Genomic DNA, 18,225 nt, shown 5'->3' on the forward strand with positions numbered 1-18,225 from the left:
TGTTAAGCAGTCTCCAGAGTTGCGGGGCATCCCTTAGACAACGTGAAGCTCCGGGCAGATGAGTTGTTCTTGGTCGACAACCCATCACCAGGAGCTTCACTCTTTTTTTCCAGCGCCGCCCTTGTGCCAACTGGCCAGTTCTTCAGCCAGGTGGGAAAAGGGTCAACGTCAGGCGAAGTTCACCGTTGCCGTGGCGGCGAAGTTCTCCAAGCCGTCCGGCGACAGGCATTCGGCCGGATGCGACCCTCCTGCAGGCAAGACCATGGTCCACGTCTCTCCCTGGAATTCGCCAGACTTGACAGTTCCGACGAATACCCATTCGGACAGCCCGTGTGTCGCGACCCAGTCGACCGATGAACGAAGTTCAGTCCCGGATATGGTGCCCCAGAAGATTCTCCCAGTACCGCTCAACGCGCCGGTGGTGCAGGAGATTTCTCCACTGCCCTGGCCCTCCATGCGCATGGAGGTTATGTCTGGATTCGTCGTCGCACAGACAGCGGCGACCGTGGTGAAGTCCAGCGAGCTGTTCCGCGTCTCCACAAGGAGAATCCCGGGAGAGAATCGCCCGGTAACGGCGGCAGCATTGCATGTTCCAGCGGCGCTTGCCGGAGTGGCTGTAACGGCTAACCCTAGGGTGGTCATCAACACCACCAACCCCATGGTTAACAACATCCGCGGAGTTCCCACTCTTGCTGACTTTCTCGTCCACATCGTCTTTTTTCCTCCGGTTTTGTTGAATCCCGTACGGAGGGATGCGTTCGCTGTTCTGAACCGATCGACAGGCAACCGAATTGCCTGCCGATCGCCGCCGATAGCTCACCCAGTGTCTGCAGGCATGAGGAGCGCGTCAAGCACACGCATCTCATTGCAGTCATGATCTATTACTCCCGCCTGGTTTTGTGAGTGCGGTTTTACGATCTATCCGGTGAGTTCGTCAGTCGACCGTCGCCAGTCGTGAGCCGTTTCCAACCTGTCGGCGCGCGCTGGTTGCATGTTGGACGGAACGACGAAGCTCCTGGCAGACGGGCTCACGACCAAGATCCACCATCCGCCAGGAGCTTCGTGTGCTTGTCGACCCCTCCTCGATCGGCCTGTCCAGTCGCACTCTGCGATACCTGACCGGACGACTCGTTGCCCGGCGAAGGGGAGATCGGGACCCGATGGCGGCGTCTGACCGCCGATCGTCAGGCGCTCCCCGCCCTGGCCCATCTGCGGTGCGGTGACACCTATGCCCAGCTCGCCGCCGGGTCCGGGAGCGGCATCGCGACCGCATACCGCTGCATACGCGAAGCCCTCGGCGTACTGGCCGCGCTCGCGTCCACCCTGGCCGAGGCGATGCGTACCGCGCGGACCAGGGCGTTCGTGTCCCTGGACGGCACCCTGCCGCCGATCGATCGGATCGCCGCCGACACCCCGTACTACTTGGGCAAACACAAGCGCCACGGCGTGAACGTCCAAGACCTCACCGACCCGCTCGGCCGCCTGCTGCGGGCCTCGCCCGCGCCGCCCGGCTCCACTCACGACCTGACCGCCGCCCGCCCTGGAACTCCGTACGGAACCGGGAATGCTCGGCCAGTGAAGACCTGGAAATCCCCGTGCCGTTCCGAGTGTCCGCGGGAAAACACCAGCAATTAGTAACGAAAAGTAACTAAATGGTCGCTCTATCTGGCGGCTCGCTCTCCCGGCGCGGGTTCGGCGCGGGGGCGGCGGCCTTGATCGCCGCGGTCTGGAGGCGGCGCTGAGGGCGGGTTGGCTCGGTCGTGTGCAGCTTAGGAACTCGTGGGGCCCTCTCGGCGGGGTTGCTCGTTGTCCCCGCCGTGCCTCACCATCTGTGATCATACGAATACTGGTGACGTGGGGGTGGCGATGTCGTCGGGAACGGGCGGGGGGTATTGGGCGGACAAGGCGCTGCCCAGCGTGTTCAAGCATGATCTTCTCAAGCGGTACCTGCCGCAGTTCGGCGGGATGACGGGCACGCACTCGCACGACAAGCGCGTCGTCTACCTCGACGGGTACGCCGGTGAAGGCCGCTACGAGAACGGCGAGCCGGCGTCCGCGGAGATCGCACTGAAAGTCGCCTCCGACCTGCGCAGCAAGCCGGGACTGGCGTTGGAGTGCTTCTTCTCGGAGCCGCTGGCCAAGTCGTTCGACCGGTTACACGAGGTCGTCCAGCAGTACCGGGCGCGCGGGGTGAGGGCGCACGCCCACCGCGGTGAGGGCGACGGCGTCCTCGACCAGGTCGTCGAGCGGGCCGTACGGGAGCCGCTGCTGCTCTTCTTGGACCCGTGCGGGCTGGTGCTGCCGCAGGACCGGCTCGTGGACGTGTTGGCCCGCAAGCGCCCGCAGCGGGGCCGGCCGCCGACCGAGCTGCTGATGAACTTCAGCATGATGGCCGTCTGGCGCCTGGGCGGGCACGTCCGCTCCCCCCACGGCAACGAGAAGTCGCTGCAGCGGTTCGACGACGTGTGCGGCGGCACTTGGTGGCGGGAGTACTTCGCCAACGCGGTGGCCTCCCGCAACAAGGACGATGCGGGCGCGGACGCGATCGAGGCGGTCGCGGAGGAGTACGCCCGCCGGCTGGAGCGCCGGACCGGGATGCTCGTGCGGTCGGCGCCGGTGTCGCACTCACCGGACAAGCGGGCTGTGTACCGGCTGGTGTTCGCCACCCGCAGCCCGTACGGGCTGTGGGTGTTCGGTGACACCGTCGCCCGGGCCCGGGCGACGTGGTGGGCGACGCTCGAGGAGCGCGAGGACGACGGCGCGCTGTTCACCATGGCCTCGCTGGAGCGCCCGGATCCGAAGGAGGTCGAGGGCAAGGCGGTGCCGGAGATCGCCGAGAACCTGGCCAAGCTCCTGGAGCGGACCGGGCGGCCGGTCAAGCTCGTCGACCACACGCTGGAGGTCTTCGGAGCCTTCTACGGGCAGGTCACCGAGCCCGTGGTGCGCCGGGCGGTGCATCTCCTGCACGCGCAGGGCAAGACGCCCAGCAGGTGTGTTGACACGATAATTATGGACGAGCGAGACGCGGGCGAGACATCGCGACTTCCGCTCCCGGCACGCAACCTGAGAGGGGGCGGGGTAGCGGGGTTACCGACACCCGAGGCGGCAGCGTTCGCACAGTGGCTGCGAAACCTGGCGGGTGAACGGCCGCGACGGGAGTTGCAGTACGCCTGCCACGTCGACGACGTGGTGTGGGAGCAGTACCTCAGCGGTCGGCTACTGCCGGAACCGAGCGCGGGCGTCGACCCCGTACGAGTACTCGCGGACTGCTGTGTCACCGACCTACGACAACGAGAGCAAGCGTATGCCGGGGGCACGGCTTGGCTGCGCCGGGCGTGGGAGGCCGAACACAATCAGTCCCCGGCGACGACATCAGGGCCACCGCCCCCGGTAATACCGCCTCGGCCATTCGATCCGCCACCGCAGCCCGGGCTACGACGCTGGCAGTACTACCCGCTGTACTTCGGCCACGCCGCACCTCCCCTCGGCTACTGCGCCTTGGTGACCACGGTGCACTGGAACCAGCACCAGTCGTGGAAGTACGTGCATGTGGTGGCGGCGGAAATACTGTGGTGGGTCTTGGTACTCGTCGGCCTGGCGGTCGGCATCTGACTGCCCTCCTCCACCTCACCCTCGTCCCGTGCTCACGTCCGAGCCATCGCCTGCATTGTCTGGCGCGGCACCTGGGCGCTGTACTGCTATCCGTTTCATCAAGGCCATGTGTCCTGGCTGCCGGGGACCGCGCCGTGAACGACCAGCAGACCGTCCAGCGGCCCGCCGACCAGTTCGGCGCAGGTTCGGTGTGGAAGCGGGCCAGGGTGGGGATCGCGGTGTTCCGCGCCGTGGACACGGCCGTTCAGCAACTGTTCGTCACCGTTCATCCCATCAGTTTTCCAGCCGCCACCGACAACCGGGCAGAGCCGGCGGGCCCGGCCTGAGTGGAGGCCGGACCCGCCGTGTTCACCGTGCCCTGGGTAGCGCGACCAGCGACCGCCGTTCCTCACAGTGGCCGACGACCCGCCGCACCGGCCCATCGACCCCCTGCTCGGTCAGCAGGGGCAAGGTCGTCGTCACCACGGTGATCCGCCAGTTCGGGCAGCCGCGGTGGTGCAAGGCGGCCTCCCTCGTCGCTGGGGCCGCGCGGCACGGGGCAGGGGCGAAGACGAGACGAGCAGCAGCGGTGGGAAGGACCGGTCCGTGGACGGCCCGGCGTAGGTCTCCTGCGAGCGCGGGGCGCGGTTGGCGTTACCGCGTCCGGACGACGGCGCGTTGCGGTAGGTGTCGTAACGCTCCAGCTCGGCCAGCAGGCGGGCGTAGGCCAGGCCGGGCGGGACGGCCGAGGAAGGCGTGACCGGGCCGGCGGAAACACGCGGGCGACCCGGACACGGTCCCCGGCGTATCAGGGCGCCTGCTCCTCGTGGGCGGGGGCGACGAGCCCCTGTCCCCATCCCCCGTCGACGGGCAGCTCGATGCCCGTGGTGAAGGTGGCGTCGAAGGCCAGGAAGAGAGCGGCCTTCGCCACTTCCTCGACGGTGCCGTTGCGCCGCAGAGGGGTGCTCGTCTCGCCCTGCTTGAGGAAGGCGGCCCGCTGCTCGTCGGTCAGGCCCACGACACCCATGGTCGGTGTCTCGATGAACCCGGGCGCCACCGCGTTCACCCGGATCCGCCGGGGCAGCAGTTCGGCGGCGAGCACCTGGGCAATGGCCCGCAGTGCCTCCTTCGACCCCGAATAGGCGCTCAGGCCGGGGAAGATGACGTCGTTGGCGACGGTGGTGAAGACGAGCGAGGCACCGTCCGAGAGCAGCGGGGCCAGACGCTGCACCGTGAAGAAGGATCCCTTGGTGTTGACCGTGAACTGCCGGTCGAAAGACTCCTCCGTGGCCTCCTGGAGGGTCTGGAACTCCGCCGTCCCGTGGTTGACGAAGAGGGCGTCGACCCGGCCCAGCCGCTCCTCGACGAGCGCGCCGAGCGCGTCGATGTCGGCCAGGCTGGCGGCATCGGAGCGGACGACGTGGACCGGCCGGGAAGCCAGCTTCGTCCTCGCCTCCTCCAGGGTCTTCTCGTTGCGTCCGGTCAGGACGACCTCGGCGCCCCCGTCGAGCAGCGCCTTGGCGATCGCCAGCCCCATGCCGTGCGTACCACCGGTGATGACGGCCTTCTTGCCCGCGTACGTGTTCATGGTCCCTGCCTCTTTCCTACGGGTTCCCACGGGTTCCCGCGGTTCGTGTGGACGAGGACTACGGTGGCCGCGTGCGCTGGAGGAGTTCTGACGGTCTTCTTGCGGTCCGCTCGCCGGCAGCGGGCCGGGATACGCTCACCCCATGCGTTTTGGAGTGCTGGGGCCGCTGACCGTATGGACGGACGACGGCGTTCCGGTACCGGTGCCCGAACGCAAGGTACGGACTCTGTTGGCCGAGCTCCTGGTCGCACCGGGGCACGTGGTGCCGGTGGACACCCTCCTTGAGGATCTGTGGGACGGTCGCCCGCCCGCCGACCCTGCGGGCGCGGTGCAGACCCGGGTCTCCCGGCTGCGCCGCGCGCTGACGGCGGGCGGTGGCGTCCGTGACCTGGTGTCGTACCGGGCGCCGGGCTACGTACTGAACGTCGACGAGGAGGCGGTGGACGCAGCACGGTTCACAGCGCTGACCTCCCGGGCGCGAACCACCCGGGAACCGCGCCACCGGGCCACGCTGCTGTCCGAGGCCCTGGGCCTGTGGCGGGGGCCCGCGTTCGCCGACTTCCGCGACGAGCCCTTCGTACGGGAAGCCGTCGCTCGCCTCGACGAGCAACGGCTCAACGCCCTGGAAGAACACGCGCAGACACGCTTGGAGCTGGGTGAGCACGCCGCTGTGGCGGCCGAGCTGGCCGGCCCGGTGGGGCGGCACCCGTTGCGCGAACAACTGCGCGCGACCCATATGCGCGCCTTGTACCGGGCGGGCCGGACGAGCGAGGCGCTGGAGTCCTACCACGAGCTGCGCCGTCTGCTCGCCGAGGAGCTCGGTCTGGACCCCGGGCCCGCACTGACCGGCCTGTACGAGGAGATACTCCGGCACGAGCCGGGGCTGCGGGCCGACGGCACCGCGCTCTCCGCACCCGCACCCGCACTCGCGCCCGGAGGAGACGACGAGCCCGCCGCCGGCCCGCGCCCGCGGACGAATCTCCCCGCGCCCGCCACCGCGCTCATCGGCCGCGACGAGGAGGTCACCGGGATCGAGGGCCTGCTGTCCGTCGGCCGACTGGTGACCCTGACCGGCCCCGGCGGTGTGGGCAAGACCCGGCTGGCCCTGGAGACGGCGACACGCGTCGCCGCGGACCTGGCCGACGGATCCTGGCTGGTGGAGCTGGCGGGCCGCGGCCGGGCCGAGGAACCCGGTCCGCGGTGCACGGTCGACGAACTGGCCGAAGCGGCCACCACGGCCCTGGGCGTCCGCGATGACACCGAAACCCCCGGCACGGACACGACCGAGCGCCTGGTCGAGGCGGTGCGTGACAAGCGTCTGCTGCTCCTCCTGGACAACTGCGAACACGTCATCGAACCCGCCGCCAGACTCGTCGAGACGCTGCTGCGCGGCGCTCCGGGCGTCCGGGTCCTGGCCACCAGCCAAGAACCGCTGGGAATCGCGGGAGAGCGGCTGTGGACGGTCGAACCCCTCGACGAGCCGGACGCCCTTCGCCTCTTCGCGGCCAGAGCCGCCGACGCCTCCCCCGGCTTCGCCCTGACCGACGACAACTCAACGGCCGTCGCCTCGGTCTGCCGACGTCTGGACGGCATTCCCCTCGCCCTCGAACTGGCCGCCACCCGCATCCGGGCTCTGGGCGTCGAGCAGTTGGCGCGGCGGCTCGACGACCGGTTCCACCTGCTCACCGCGGGACGCCGTGACGCGCCGGCCCGCCAGCGGACCCTGCGGGCGATGATCGACTGGAGCTGGGAGCTCCTGACGGCCGCCGAGCGGATCGTGCTGCGCAGACTGGCCGCACACGTCGAGGGCTGCACGCTCGAAGCCGCCGAAGCGGTGTGCCAGGGAGACGGAGTGAAGCCCGCGGAGGTCCTCGACCTGCTCGCCCGGCTGGTGGACCGCTCCCTGGTCCGCGTCACCCACGGAGAGGACGGACCGCGCTACCGCCTGCTCGAGTCGGTGGCCGCGTACTGCCTCGAGAAACTCGACGAGGTGCAAGAGACGGCGGCCGTGCGACTCGCCCACGCCCGGTACTACACGGACCTGGCCGTCCTGTCCCAGGACGGGCTGCGCGGCGCGGAGCAAGGGCGCTGGCTGCGCCGGCTCGACGCGGAAGCGGCGAACTGCCGTGTCGCCCTGGACCATTGCGTACGGCACGCGGCACCGGACGAGGCACTACGACTGGCCTGTGCCCTGTCCTGGTACTGGTTCCTGCGCGGCCGGACCGGCGAGGCCGTCCGCTCCCTGGCCGCTGTCCTCACCCTCCCGGTGGGCCTCCCCGCACGGCGGACCGCGCACACCACCGCCGCGGCGTGGCTGGCCGCCTTCGCCATGCTGCGCGGGGAGCGGGGGTCCGAAGCACGGTTCGGTTCGATCGCGGACGCCATCGACGATCCGCAAGAGCGGATACGGGCCCTGTGGGTCCTGGGGTTCGCCGCGTGCCGGATCGGCGACCCGGCGGAGAGCCAGAGGCTCATCGAGGGAGCCCTGGCGGGCGCCGCGGAGCTCGACGACCGGTGGGTCACCGCCGCGGCGCTCAGCACGCGGGGCGTACTGAGGCATGTGTGCGGTGACCTGGCCGCCGCCCGGACCGACAGCGAAGAGGCGCTGAGGATCTTCCGGGAACTGGGTGACGGATGGGGCCGGGTGCAGGCTGCCGCCGTGCTCGGCACCCTCGCGGAGATCACCGGGGACTACGAGCGGGCCACGTCGCACCACCGCGAGGGACTGCGGATGAGCGAAGAGCTCGGGATGTGGACGGAAGCCGTCCGACGGCTCGTCGAACTGGGCAGGATCGCCCTGTTGGCGGGCGACCAGGAGCAAGCGGAGCGGCTCCACGAGCAGGCCCGTGACCTCGCCGTGCGCCACGGCGACCGGCCCGGTCAGGAGATCGCCGAGGTCGGTCTCGGCCTGGTGGCCCGCAGGCGGGGCCGCCTCGACGAGGCCGAGGCGTACCTGACCGACTGGCTGGAGTGGAACCGCCGGCTGGACAGTGATCACGGAACCGCCTTGATCCTGGCCGAGTTGGGCTTCATCGCCGAACTGCGCGGTGACGCGCCGACCGCGCTCGCTCTGCACCGCGACGGCCTGGCCGCAGCCCGGCGCACCAGTGATCCCCGCGCTGTGGCCCTGGCTCTGGAAGGACTGGCGGGTGCCCGGGCCCTGGCGGGCCGACACCGAGGCGCGGCGCGGCTGCTCGACGCAGCCACCACGGCCAGGGCACGCCTCGGCGCTCCGCTGCCCGCGGCCGAGCGCGCGGACGTCGACCGGATCAAGGCCGCGATCGACAAGGCATCCGCGGACCGGTCCTCGACGCTGCGTCCACATCGAGGGGGCAGGTGACCGCAACCGCAGAACAGGCCGTACCGCCCCAGCGGCCCCCGCCCTGTCCCGCACCGCACCGTTCGACGCCCTGCCACGCTGGTCGGTGCATCTGCCGTTACCCCGCTGACAGGGCCCCTGAGCGACGGGAGAAGTCTCGTCGCCGGTCCGGGGGCGGCCTTCCCGCATTCGATCAGCTCCTCCTTTCGCACAGTCCCCAGACGGGCACCCTGTCAGTGCCCGTCGCACAGCCGCCCGGGGCCCTTCTAAGGGTCCGTGCCTCAGGGGGCGGTGCGGTTCACGACGTGCGTCATGTCATCGGCGGCCGACAGCAGCAGCTCCGTCTGCCCGGGGTCGGTGACCGCCTCCCGCCTGGCAGCGAAGGCGAGCCAGGGGATGGTGCGCTGGAGCGCGGCGCGCAGGTCGGTGATGTGCTGGTCGCGGATGTCGGCGGCGGGGCGGGTGGGGTGTCCATGGGTGGTTCTCCTTGGCGGTTGGTCAGGTGACGCGGGCGATCAGGGCGGTGGCGTTGTCCGCATACGGGTCCGGTAGTGCGTGGGGCGCCGGACGGCGTCGTCGACCAGGCGCTCGGCGGTGTCGCGGGGGTCGCTGGTCAGGTAGGGGGGCCAGGTCGTGGTCGGCGTCCTTGTGGGGTTCGTAGGCGCCGTCGGAAGCCAGCAACAACCACCCCGGCCGGGCCGGGACACGCAGGTGCTCGATGGCCGGGTGGCCCCAGAGCTGTTCGGTCCCCCCGTCGTCTCGGACTCCGCCGAGGCAGGCGGTGATCAGGTTCCGGCCCCCGTAGCCGTCGCGGGCCACGCCCGCAGCCGCTCGGCGAGCGAAAGGCCGCCACGGTACCCACCACGGCAAGGCCGAGGATCACGCGGGCCAGCAGCGGCTCCACGAAGGCCACCGGGTCGCCGAGGCAAACCTCGTCCCAGTCGACGTCGAAAACCAGGTGCCGCGCGGCGGGCGCGGTCACCACGGCGTCGCAGCATCGCGGTATCGCGGGGCGGCAGGTCCGCCAGGGCCCCGCGCACGGCACGGGTCCGGCAAAACGGGCCGCCGGCGGTGTCGTGGATGGTCGCCGCCAATTCCCGCGGCAGGCCCGCGGCCTCACGGCCGGGCAGACGGTCGGCCGTCGCGGCGACCGGTTGCACCGGTGGGGGGGCAGTACGTCGCCCATCTGCTCTGACAGGCGCCGGCCGCAGCCGCCGGGGCTGATGGTGGTGCAGGCGACGTTCCAGAAGAAGCCACCCCGAATCGAGGTTGTCTGAGATCATGAAGCATGCTCCCGGATGGCTGGTACCTCACCCAAGACGTCGAGGACTTCCTCGCCCAAGCCGGGGACTTTCTGTCCTCGCGCGCCGCCCTGCACAACACGCCGCTGACGGACATCGAGAAGCTGCGGACACACGGGGTGACCGATCACAACGCCGAAGCCGCCGTCTTCGGCCGACTGGAGTCACAGGGCGAGGTCCGCGCCATCTTCTATCTCACTCCCCGCGGACGCCTGGGCCTCACGCCCCTCTCCGCCGCGCAGACCGGCACCCTCGCCGCACACCTGACCGACCTCGGCCACTCCCCCTCCAACGTCATCGCGGACCACGACACCGCTGGTGCCTTCGCCGAGTCATGGCAGCAGCACACAGGCGCGGCTGCGGAACCTTTCTGGAGGACGCATCTCTACCGTCTCGGCACGCTCACCCCACCGCGGCCGCGACCGGAGGGCCAAGGGCGTCTCACGGACGAGAAAGACCGTGAGCAAGTGGTGCGCTGGTGCCGTGAGTTCTGTGTCGACGTCGGGGAGCAGTCCTCCATCGACTTGATCGATGCCGGCTCCTGGGAGGACTCGCGTTTCGGCGACAGGCACTTCACCTTCTGGGAGACCCCGGAAGGTGCCCCCGTCTCGATGGCGGCCGCCACCGCGGTCATCGGCGGCATGGTCCGGATCGACCCCGTCTACACCCCCGCCCACCTCCGCGGTCGCGGCTACGCGGGAGCTGTGACCGTCGAGGCGAGCAGGGCCGCGCTGGCCGCGGGAGCGACGGACGTCGTCCTGTTCACCGACCCGGACAACCCCACCAGCAATGCCCTCTACCAGCGCATCGGGTACGTTCACCTCGCCGACTTCGCCGGGTACACATTTTCCTACGGCGCACCGGAGGCCGGATGAGGGGCGCCCCTGGACAACGGTCCGGGAAAGCTCGCCAGTAGCCCCCGTCCCGGCGGTACGACGGGTTGCGGGCACCATCCGCCGCAGGCCGCTGCGCGAATAGCGCATGGATCGAGCACTGCCTCTTCACCAGGGGGACGGCCGCCGCGCTCAACGGGCCACCGGCTTCGTCCACGAGACCGGGTTCTGGCCCAACTTCTGTGGCGTCGGCTCGTGCGAGCCGTCGGCGGCCTCCACACATGAAGGGCTGACCTGCTGGTTTCCTCACCCCTTGCTGTCATGCGGCAAGTTGGTCACCCCGGATCACAGAAGTTGGGTCAGAACCCCGGCGGGTAGCGGCGGCGAGGCGACCACGGCAGGAGGCCGCCGGGAAGCCGTAGTCCGGCCGGACTGCGGCCGCGGCGCCGACTCGGGACGCGGGGGCGGTCGCCGGGGCGGCACTCGCGGACGCCGGTGGTGTCGGGACGTTCCCCCGCCTTCGGCACCTTCCACGCCCACCACCGCGGGACCCGCGCGAGGGGGCCGCCACCACGGGCAGCGGTCCGGTCACCGGCGACCTCGCCGGACTGCCCCTCGGCGGTCCCTCACTCACTGCGGCGGAGCAGACGTGAACGTCCCGACGGAAGTCGACGAGGAGACTGCCGAGAACAGCCGCATCGACTCCGGGGTGGTGTGATGAGGTTCGCCGCTCCTTCCGCGTCGGTTCGGCCGCGGCGTGCGCGAGGGCACACGGTGAGGGGTGCGGTGGGTTCGCAGTCCGCCGCCCGCACGGGGATCGGTCGCGTCCGGCGGTGTCCGGGCGGCGTCTGCGCGCACCACGGTGTCGCGGCCGTGGGTGCCGGCTCCGTCAGCCGATGAGGTTGTAGGCGTTCCAGCCGCTGCCGACCTTCACGCGGTTGTGGAGGGGCGCTGCGAGGTTGCCGGTGCCCTTGTAGAGCCAGAGAACCCCGTCGGCGTCACGGACGAAGAAGTCGGCCTTGGCGTCGCCGTTCGCGTCACCGCTCGCGGCGTACGCGGTGTAGTTCCAGCCCGTACCGATCTGGACGCGGTTCTTCCACGGCGTGGCGCCGATGCCGGTGCCCTGGTAGAGCCAGAGCTTGCCGGCCGTGTCGCGGGTGAGGAGGTCGGGCTTGCCGTCACCTGTGTAGTCGCCGCTGCCGAACGACGTCAGGCTGCCCCAGCCGGTGCCCGTCTTGATCCGGGGGAGGAGTCCGCCCCACGGGGCCTTGAAGGGGTAGACCCACTGGACGCCGTCGGCGTCCACGGTGACGATGTCCGGCGTGCCGTCACCGGTCACGTCGCCGGGCACCGTGATGGAGCGCATGGCGTTGAACCCGGATCCCAGCTTCGTCGTGTACTCCTCGTAACTCTCCGGGTAGCCCCACGAGTCGATCTCGACCACTGCCCAGTGGCGCCAGTAGAGGTCGCCCGCCGCGTCGCGGAAGATGTGGTCCTGGGCGCCGTCCCCGTCGAGGTCGGCCTGGCGGAAGCGGGTGTACGTGGAGGGGAGCTCCCGCTGCCGGACCGGCGCGGACAGGCCGCTGCCGGTGCTGTTGTAGTGGTACGCCTTGCCGTCCGGGGTCATGGCGAACAGGTCGGCCCGGGCGTCGCCGTCGAGGCTGGTGGCCTGGATGCGCGGGGCGAGCTCGCCGACGAACGCGCTGACCTTCGTGAACACGGCCTGCCCGCCCTCGGACGTGCACCCGGGGCCGGTGCCGCGCGAGTAGATGCCCACCAGGCGCCCCCGCACGACCAGCGGGCCGCCCTCGTCTCCCGTGCAGGGGGCGACGGTGCCCGTGTCCGCGCCAGTCGCCGGCTCGCCCGCGCAGAACATCCGTCCGGGCTCCCAGGCGGCTCCCAGGGCGGTGGCGCACTCCGCGTCCGCGCGCAGGGGCAGCGTGGCCTCGCGCACCGACGGGGCGGGCTTCGACGAGGTACCGCTGGTGCTGCCCCAGCCCCGGAAGGTCGCCGGGGTCCCGGGCGCGTACGAGGCGGTGTCGTCGGAGGTCGTCAGCCGGACGGTGACGTGCGTGTTCAAGTGCCCCAGGGCGCTGACCAGCGCGACGTCGTTGCGCCCGGTGGCCGGTTCGTACTGCGGGTGCACCCAGGACAACTCCGCCTCGGAACCGGGGATGGCCACGTCATCGAGCTGCGGTGGCCAGTCCGAGTCCGTCGCCAGGCGGGCGAGGCCGGAGGCGACGCGTATCTTCTTCGCCCCCGCCACGCATCCTGCTGACGTGAGGACCTTGAGGTTGCCGCCGACGGCGGCGCCGCCGCAGAGGCGCTTCGTGCCGTCGGGAAGGGTGACGTGGACCTGCACCATCCAGTCGCCCTCACCGCCCACCTCACTGCCCCCCACCACCGCGTGCGCGGGCGGCGCAGCCAGCATGCCGCCGACAAGGGCGGCAGCGGCTGCCGCCGCCGGTATGGACCAGCCGAAGAATCGCATGGTGTTCCCCTCACGTGAGCCGTCATCCGGCACTTCACGATCTTGGACTACGGGAGGGGGCGAAGGGTTGTACGCGACCACCGCACTGTCCGGGCACGGCAGTCGGCCGGGTGCAGAGGCGGCGACGGCGTACAGCGGTCGACGTTGTCGGCACGGCGAGAGGGCAGGACGGCGCAACCGGACACCGCCCCCAGCGGCGACCTCGGCGCCAGGGCAACGGGGCGGCGGGGCAGCGGTAGAACGACGGCGGCAGAGCCGTGCGGCGGTCGGCCGGGAGACGGCAGAACGACGGCGGGGCGGGGCGAGGCGGCAGCGGCAGCGGCAGCGGCAGCGGCAGCGGCAGCGGGACAGAACGCCAGGCGTCACCCTCCGAGGTCGAAGCAACGGAACCGACGACCGGGGCCCGGGGAGCAACGGTGCTGGCAACAAGGCGAGGGGGCGGGCGACGGCGGGCCGAAGCGGCGGTCGACGACGGCGTCGAGCGGCGCGGCCGTACGGCGCCCGGCCGGAAGGTGGCAGTCGTACGGACGAGCGCCGACGACAGGGCGACGGGGAGCGGCCCGGTGGTACTGCCCCCCAGAGCGCTGGGCACCGGGCCTGACCCGCACACTCCATACCGGCACGGACTGCTCGCGGTCCTAGTCACGGATGCCCCGTCCGCGTGCCAGGGTCGACCGGCCCCGCGCTCAACGGCCGTCACCCGGCGCGCAGCGGCGCCGGACGGGGTGTTCTCCGCGTCGTACGTCTTGTTGGCCATCTTGAAGGTCCGCTGCACGGCAGGCCCGCCGCCCGCCGTCGACGGGCCGCGCCCCGCGTCCACGGCCTCGCGCTGGACCGGGGCGGGCCCGGACATCACCCGGTGCGCGTTCTCCTCAGCCGCCCGCTCGAACCGGTCCGACGGGTCGCTGATCCGCAGGGCTTCGCCGGTGTCGGTGCCCGCGACCGGGCCCTGGAGCTGCTGGAACACGTGGGTCAACTCGTGGGCCAGGGTGTGCTTGTCGCCGCCACCCTCGCCGATCACCACGTGACTGCCGGACGTGTACGCGCGGACGCCGATCTCGTCGGCGGAGCGCTGCGCGGCAGCACCAGTGTGCACCCGCACGTCGGAGAAGTCCGCGCCGAGCCGGGCCTCCGTCTCCGCCCGCACCGGCGCGTCCAACGGCCACCCGGCCGAGGCCAGCACGTCGTGCACCACCGAACGCTGCAGGGGAGGAGCCGGGTTGCCAGCGTGCCCGCAGCCGGGTCGGTGCTCGTGCTGCTCGCCCGCGCGCGCCTGCTGGACGTACCGGGTGACGGCGGCGTTCCCGGCCGCCCGCTGAAGGGCGAGGAGAGCGGCGGCGGACAGCGACGCGGCGTTCCTGGCCCCGGCGGCCGGAATGGGCCGCCGTAGGTCTCGACGGTCACGGCGGGGGCTCCGTCCCAGCAAATCCGGCAGTTGCGAACGCGTCTCCGCGATCGAGCACCCGTCCTGATGTGCTTCTGCTGTGCGGACTTGAGGTGAGGGGACTGTCAGTGCCCGACGCCGATCACACCTGGCGCCAGGCTGTTTGTCTGGGTCATGCCCCCGGGTCCTCCGTCACGGGCAGGCACTCGGCGAGCAGGTCGACGACGTCGCGCCAGGCTCGCTGCGCGTGCTGTGGGTGGTGGCCGACGCCGGGGACCACGGGGTGGTCGACCGGCGGGTGGTGGAAGGCGTGCAAGGCGCCGCCGTAGATCGCGAGGCGCCAGTCGACGCCCGCGGCCCGCATCTCGGCGGTGAACGCGTTTCGTTGCGCGGGCGGCATGATCGGGTCTTCCGATCCGACCCCGGCCCACACCGGGCAGCGGATGCGCGCTGCCTCGCCCGGTCGGCCCGCGGTAGTTGCGTTGACCGTCCCGATCGCGCGCAGGTTGGCGCCGTCGCGCCCGAGTTCCAGCGCGATGGCGCCCCCGGTGCCGTAGCCGATGGCGGCGATCCGGTCGGGGTCGGTCCGCGGTTCGCTGCGCAACTCGTCCAGTGCCGCGTGGCCGATGCGCCGCATCCGGTCGGGATCAGCGAGCAGTGGCATGCAACGGGCCAGCATCTCCTCGGGGTCACCCAAATAGCGCCCGCCGTGAAGGTCGAAGGCCAACGCTACGTATCCCAGCTCGGCGAGGGCATCGGCCCGGCGGCGTTCGACGTCGCTGAGCCCCATGCCCTCTGGCCCGAGCAGCACTGCGGGCCGGCGGTCGACACCGGCCGGGAGCGCGAGGTGCCCGATCATCGTCAAACCGTCGGCCGGGTACTCGACCGTACGCGTCGTGATCGTCGTCATGAGACTGGACTGTAGTGATCGTCGGGCCCGGTTCGGTCGGTGTTCTGCCGCTGGCAGAACAGCGTGCGTCTCCCTCGTGTCCCTTTGGAATGCGGGGCCGAGCGCTCAGGACTTCGAGATCATCTCGTTGCCCCTTTGGCGCGTACCTCGGTCACGCCCCCAAAGGAAACGACGTCTGAAGCCCGGCACGGTCACTCCGTGTCGGCGAGGGCATCACTCCGGCTGAGGCCCCATCGGAAGACAGGAACTCGGGCACCTCGTACGTTCCAACGCCTTGCGGGCGGCGAGATAGCCCGCGATCTTGAACGCCAGTTCGTGAGAGCCGAACGTATCGGCGCGGGCGTGTCGCAGTACCACCCGAGTGGCGACCACGACTCCGTGCTCGGGAAAGCTCAGCTGTTCCTCGATCCCCACGGAGGCAGCCTCGAAGAAGCGTGACAGGGCCTCGGCGGGTTCGTAGTCCACCGTCAGCTCCTGAGCCACCTCGAAGGCGAATCCCTCAGCCGCGGGCTCGAAATCCACCTCTATCTCCGCGAAGTGCGGCGCGCAGTTCTGCTTCTGGTGCAGTACTCGTACGCCACGGATCGGACGTGGCGGGAACCGGGGCGGCACTGACGTCATGCCGGAACGCTACCGCTCCTGGTACCTCGCTCCGCTTTCGCCGTCGGCCTTGGTGACAGCAGACCTGCCTCTGTGACACCCCTCGTGCTTCGGCTCATCCGTCCGGGTCCCGCGGACTGTTCGGGGCGCGGCTTCCACAGCTCGAACTCGAGGTGCTCGATGTCCGTGAACCACACCTCCTCCAGGATCCCGGCGTGGCGGCCGTTGTCCTGGAAGGGGACCTCCTTGAGTGCGTCGGCGGTGATCTGCGGGAGCTGGGCTTCGCCGACGCCGGCTTCCCGGTCGGCCAGTGGGTCGCGGCGGTGATCTGCGGGTGGAGGACGGGAAGGCGTAGTGGACGATGCCCCGGCTCACGATCTGCGTGGTGCGGGGGGGTGGGCAGGGCGGCGCGGGGCCGCGACCGGTCCCCTGTTCCGGTCGCGGCCCCGTGAACCGGGATGTGGAGGTCTGTCACGAGCCGCAGCAGCCGCCCGCCGGGGCTTGCTCGCCGGCCGCCCCGACCGCGGTGGGGGCGCCGAGCCGGACGGGTTGCGGCGCGGGCGTACAGCAGCCTCCGTCGCCCTTCTGGGCCTCGGGGGCGTCGAAGAGGCCGGCGCCGCCGCAGACTCCGGTCTCGGGCAGGGTGAGTTCGACGCGGTCGGCGGAGGCGAGGTCGCCGGCGATCGCGGCGGCGACGGAGCGGACCTGCTCGTAGCCGGTCATCGCGAGGAAGGTCGGGGCGCGGCCGTAGGACTTCATGCCGACCAGGTAGATGCCCTGCTCGGGGTGGGAGAGCTCGCGGTGACCGTGGGGGTGGACGGTGCCGCAGGAGTGCTGGTTGGGGTCGATCAGCGGAGCCAGGGCGACGGGTGCCTGGAGGCGCTCGTCGAGGCCCAGGCGCAGCTCGCCGAGGAAGGACAGGTCGGGGCGGAAGCCGGTCAGCACGATGACCTCGTCGACCGCGTCCAGGCGGCGCCCGTCCTCTCCGACCAGGACCAGGCGGCCGTCATCTGCCCGCTCGATCGCCTGGGTGCGGAAGCCGGTGACCGCGTCCGCGTGGCCCTCGTCGACGGCGGCCTTCGCCGCCAGGCCCAGGGCGCCGCGCGCCGGGAGCTGGTCGGCTTCTCCGCCGCCGAAGGTGGAGCCGGATATGCCCCGGCGCAGGATCCACGTCCCCTTCGTCCCGGTGCCGTCGTCGGACTTGGCGAGGTCGGCGAGGTAGGCGAGCGCGGTGAATGCGGAGGCGCCGGAGCCGATGACGGCGGTGCGCTTGCCGGCGTACCGGGCGCGGACGACTGGGTCTTTCAGGTCCGGGACACGGTAGATGATCCGGTCCGCAGCGGCCTTCTCACCGAGCGCGGGCAGCCCGCTGCCGCCGGCCGGGCCGGGCGTGGCCCAGGTGCCGGAGGCGTCGATGACGGCGCGGGCGAAGACGCGCTCCTCACGGCCGTCGGCGTGGGCGACGTGCACCACGAACGGCTGCTGCTCGCGGTCGGCGTCCACGATGCGGTCCCGGCCGGCGCGGGAGACACCGGTGACGCGCGCGTCGTAGCGGACGCGGTCGCCGAGGACGTCGGCGAGCGGCTGCAGGTAGAGGTCGGCCCAGTCGCCGCCGGAGGGGTAGGTCGCCGGGTCGGGTCGCATCCAGCCGGTGGGGGCCAGGAGCTTCTCGGCGGCCGGGTCGACGACCTCGCCCCAGGTGGAGAACAGCCGCACGTGCGACCACTCGCGCACCGCCGCGCCGGCGGCCGGACCGGCTTCCACGACCAGGGGCTCGATGCCCCGGTCGAGCAGGTGGGCGGCGGCGGCCAGACCGGCGGGCCCGGCCCCGATCACGACGACGGGCAGCGCGGTGGTGGCGGGCGCGTTCACGGCGACTCCTTGCATATTTCGACATTCATCGATGTATTGCGCAGCCCAGCATGGCACCTGTATCGATGAGCGTCAACATAGACATTTATCGAAACCGGGGAGGTTCGTTTATGGAGCACGTCGACGTCGCGGTGATCGGCGGCGGGCAGTCCGGCCTCGTCACCACCCACGCCCTGCTGCGGGAGGGCCTTCGGGCGGTGGTCCTGGAAGCGTCCGACATCGCAGCCGGGCCTTGGCCGCGGTACTGCGACAGCCTCACCTCGTTCTCCCCGGCGTTCTCCCCGCGTTCTCCCCGGCCCGGTCAGCTCCCTGCCCGGGATGCCGTTCCTCGGCGAC

At 71.0% G+C, this 18,225-nt stretch carries 12 protein-coding genes and 2 pseudogenes; 6 read left to right on the forward strand and 8 right to left on the reverse strand.

Annotated elements, in window-relative coordinates:
* Window positions 1-168: 168 nt before the first annotated feature.
* The gene (locus AC07D6_RS27225) at window positions 169-651 is read right to left on the reverse strand and encodes a hypothetical protein (protein WP_479048646.1); all 483 of its coding nucleotides are present in this window, start codon (window positions 649-651) and stop codon (window positions 169-171) included.
* Window positions 652-1,064: 413 nt separating this feature from the next.
* Here AC07D6_RS27225 and AC07D6_RS27230 point away from each other — a divergent pair.
* From AC07D6_RS27230 to AC07D6_RS27240, 3 genes and pseudogenes are all read left to right on the forward strand, one after another.
* Window positions 1,065-1,539, forward strand: a pseudogene (locus AC07D6_RS27230) (transposase family protein); the annotation flags it as partial.
* Window positions 1,540-1,917: 378 nt separating this feature from the next.
* The gene (gene tcmP / locus AC07D6_RS27235; RefSeq protein WP_479048649.1) at window positions 1,918-3,612 is read left to right on the forward strand and encodes a three-Cys-motif partner protein TcmP; all 1,695 of its coding nucleotides are present in this window, start codon (window positions 1,918-1,920) and stop codon (window positions 3,610-3,612) included.
* Between the two features lie 134 nt (window positions 3,613-3,746).
* Window positions 3,747-3,938 carry a hypothetical protein gene (locus AC07D6_RS27240; RefSeq protein ID WP_479048762.1) on the forward strand — a complete coding sequence of 64 codons (192 nt, stop codon included), beginning with the start codon at window positions 3,747-3,749 and terminating at the stop codon, window positions 3,936-3,938.
* 461 nt (window positions 3,939-4,399) lie between these two features.
* Here the strand turns inward: AC07D6_RS27240 and AC07D6_RS27245 are convergent, their stop codons facing one another.
* The gene (locus AC07D6_RS27245; protein WP_479048651.1) at window positions 4,400-5,179 is read right to left on the reverse strand and encodes an SDR family oxidoreductase; all 780 of its coding nucleotides are present in this window, start codon (window positions 5,177-5,179) and stop codon (window positions 4,400-4,402) included.
* A 142-nt stretch (window positions 5,180-5,321) separates the two neighbouring features.
* Here AC07D6_RS27245 and AC07D6_RS27250 point away from each other — a divergent pair, with 142 nt between their 5' ends.
* Window positions 5,322-8,519 (forward strand): AfsR/SARP family transcriptional regulator, encoded by a 3,198-nt coding sequence (locus tag AC07D6_RS27250; RefSeq protein WP_479048653.1) that lies wholly within the window; start codon window positions 5,322-5,324, stop codon window positions 8,517-8,519.
* A gap of 1,267 nt (window positions 8,520-9,786) precedes the next feature.
* Window positions 9,787-10,674 (forward strand): GNAT family N-acetyltransferase, encoded by an 888-nt coding sequence (locus AC07D6_RS27255; protein ID WP_479048655.1) that lies wholly within the window; start codon window positions 9,787-9,789, stop codon window positions 10,672-10,674.
* An 847-nt stretch (window positions 10,675-11,521) separates the two neighbouring features.
* Here the strand turns inward: AC07D6_RS27255 and AC07D6_RS27260 are convergent.
* Both AC07D6_RS27260 and AC07D6_RS27265 read right to left on the reverse strand, forming a co-directional pair.
* Window positions 11,522-13,123, reverse strand: a complete 1,602-nt coding sequence (locus AC07D6_RS27260; RefSeq protein ID WP_479048657.1) for a trypsin-like serine protease — start codon at window positions 13,121-13,123, stop codon at window positions 11,522-11,524.
* 34 nt (window positions 13,124-13,157) lie between these two features.
* Window positions 13,158-14,318: an eCIS core domain-containing protein gene (locus AC07D6_RS27265; protein WP_479048659.1), complete on the reverse strand. Its 1,161-nt coding sequence runs from the start codon at window positions 14,316-14,318 to the stop codon at window positions 13,158-13,160.
* Between the two features lie 33 nt (window positions 14,319-14,351).
* Between AC07D6_RS27265 and AC07D6_RS27270 the strand changes: the two genes are divergently transcribed.
* Window positions 14,352-14,513, forward strand: coding sequence for a hypothetical protein (locus AC07D6_RS27270; protein ID WP_479048661.1), 162 nt, complete (start codon window positions 14,352-14,354; stop codon window positions 14,511-14,513).
* Window positions 14,514-14,679: 166 nt separating this feature from the next.
* On the opposite strand, the gene AC07D6_RS27275 is transcribed toward AC07D6_RS27270, so the two are convergent.
* The 4 genes and pseudogenes from AC07D6_RS27275 to AC07D6_RS27290 form a co-directional block, all read right to left on the reverse strand.
* Entirely contained in the window at window positions 14,680-15,417 is a 738-nt protein-coding gene (locus AC07D6_RS27275; RefSeq protein ID WP_479048663.1) for a dienelactone hydrolase family protein, read from the reverse strand.
* 213 nt (window positions 15,418-15,630) lie between these two features.
* A complete protein-coding gene (locus tag AC07D6_RS27280) occupies window positions 15,631-16,038 on the reverse strand; it encodes a hypothetical protein (RefSeq protein ID WP_479048665.1) in 408 nt (135 codons plus the stop codon).
* 137 nt (window positions 16,039-16,175) lie between these two features.
* A pseudogene (locus tag AC07D6_RS27285) lies at window positions 16,176-16,313 on the reverse strand (telomere-protecting terminal protein Tpg); the annotation flags it as partial.
* A gap of 175 nt (window positions 16,314-16,488) precedes the next feature.
* On the reverse strand, window positions 16,489-17,889 hold the full coding sequence (locus AC07D6_RS27290) for an NAD(P)-binding domain-containing protein (protein WP_479048667.1): 1,401 nt from the start codon (window positions 17,887-17,889) through the stop codon (window positions 16,489-16,491).
* Between the last annotated feature and the right edge of the window lie 336 nt (window positions 17,890-18,225).

The sequence above is a fragment of the Streptomyces sp. NPDC045287 genome, from assembly GCF_056432325.1.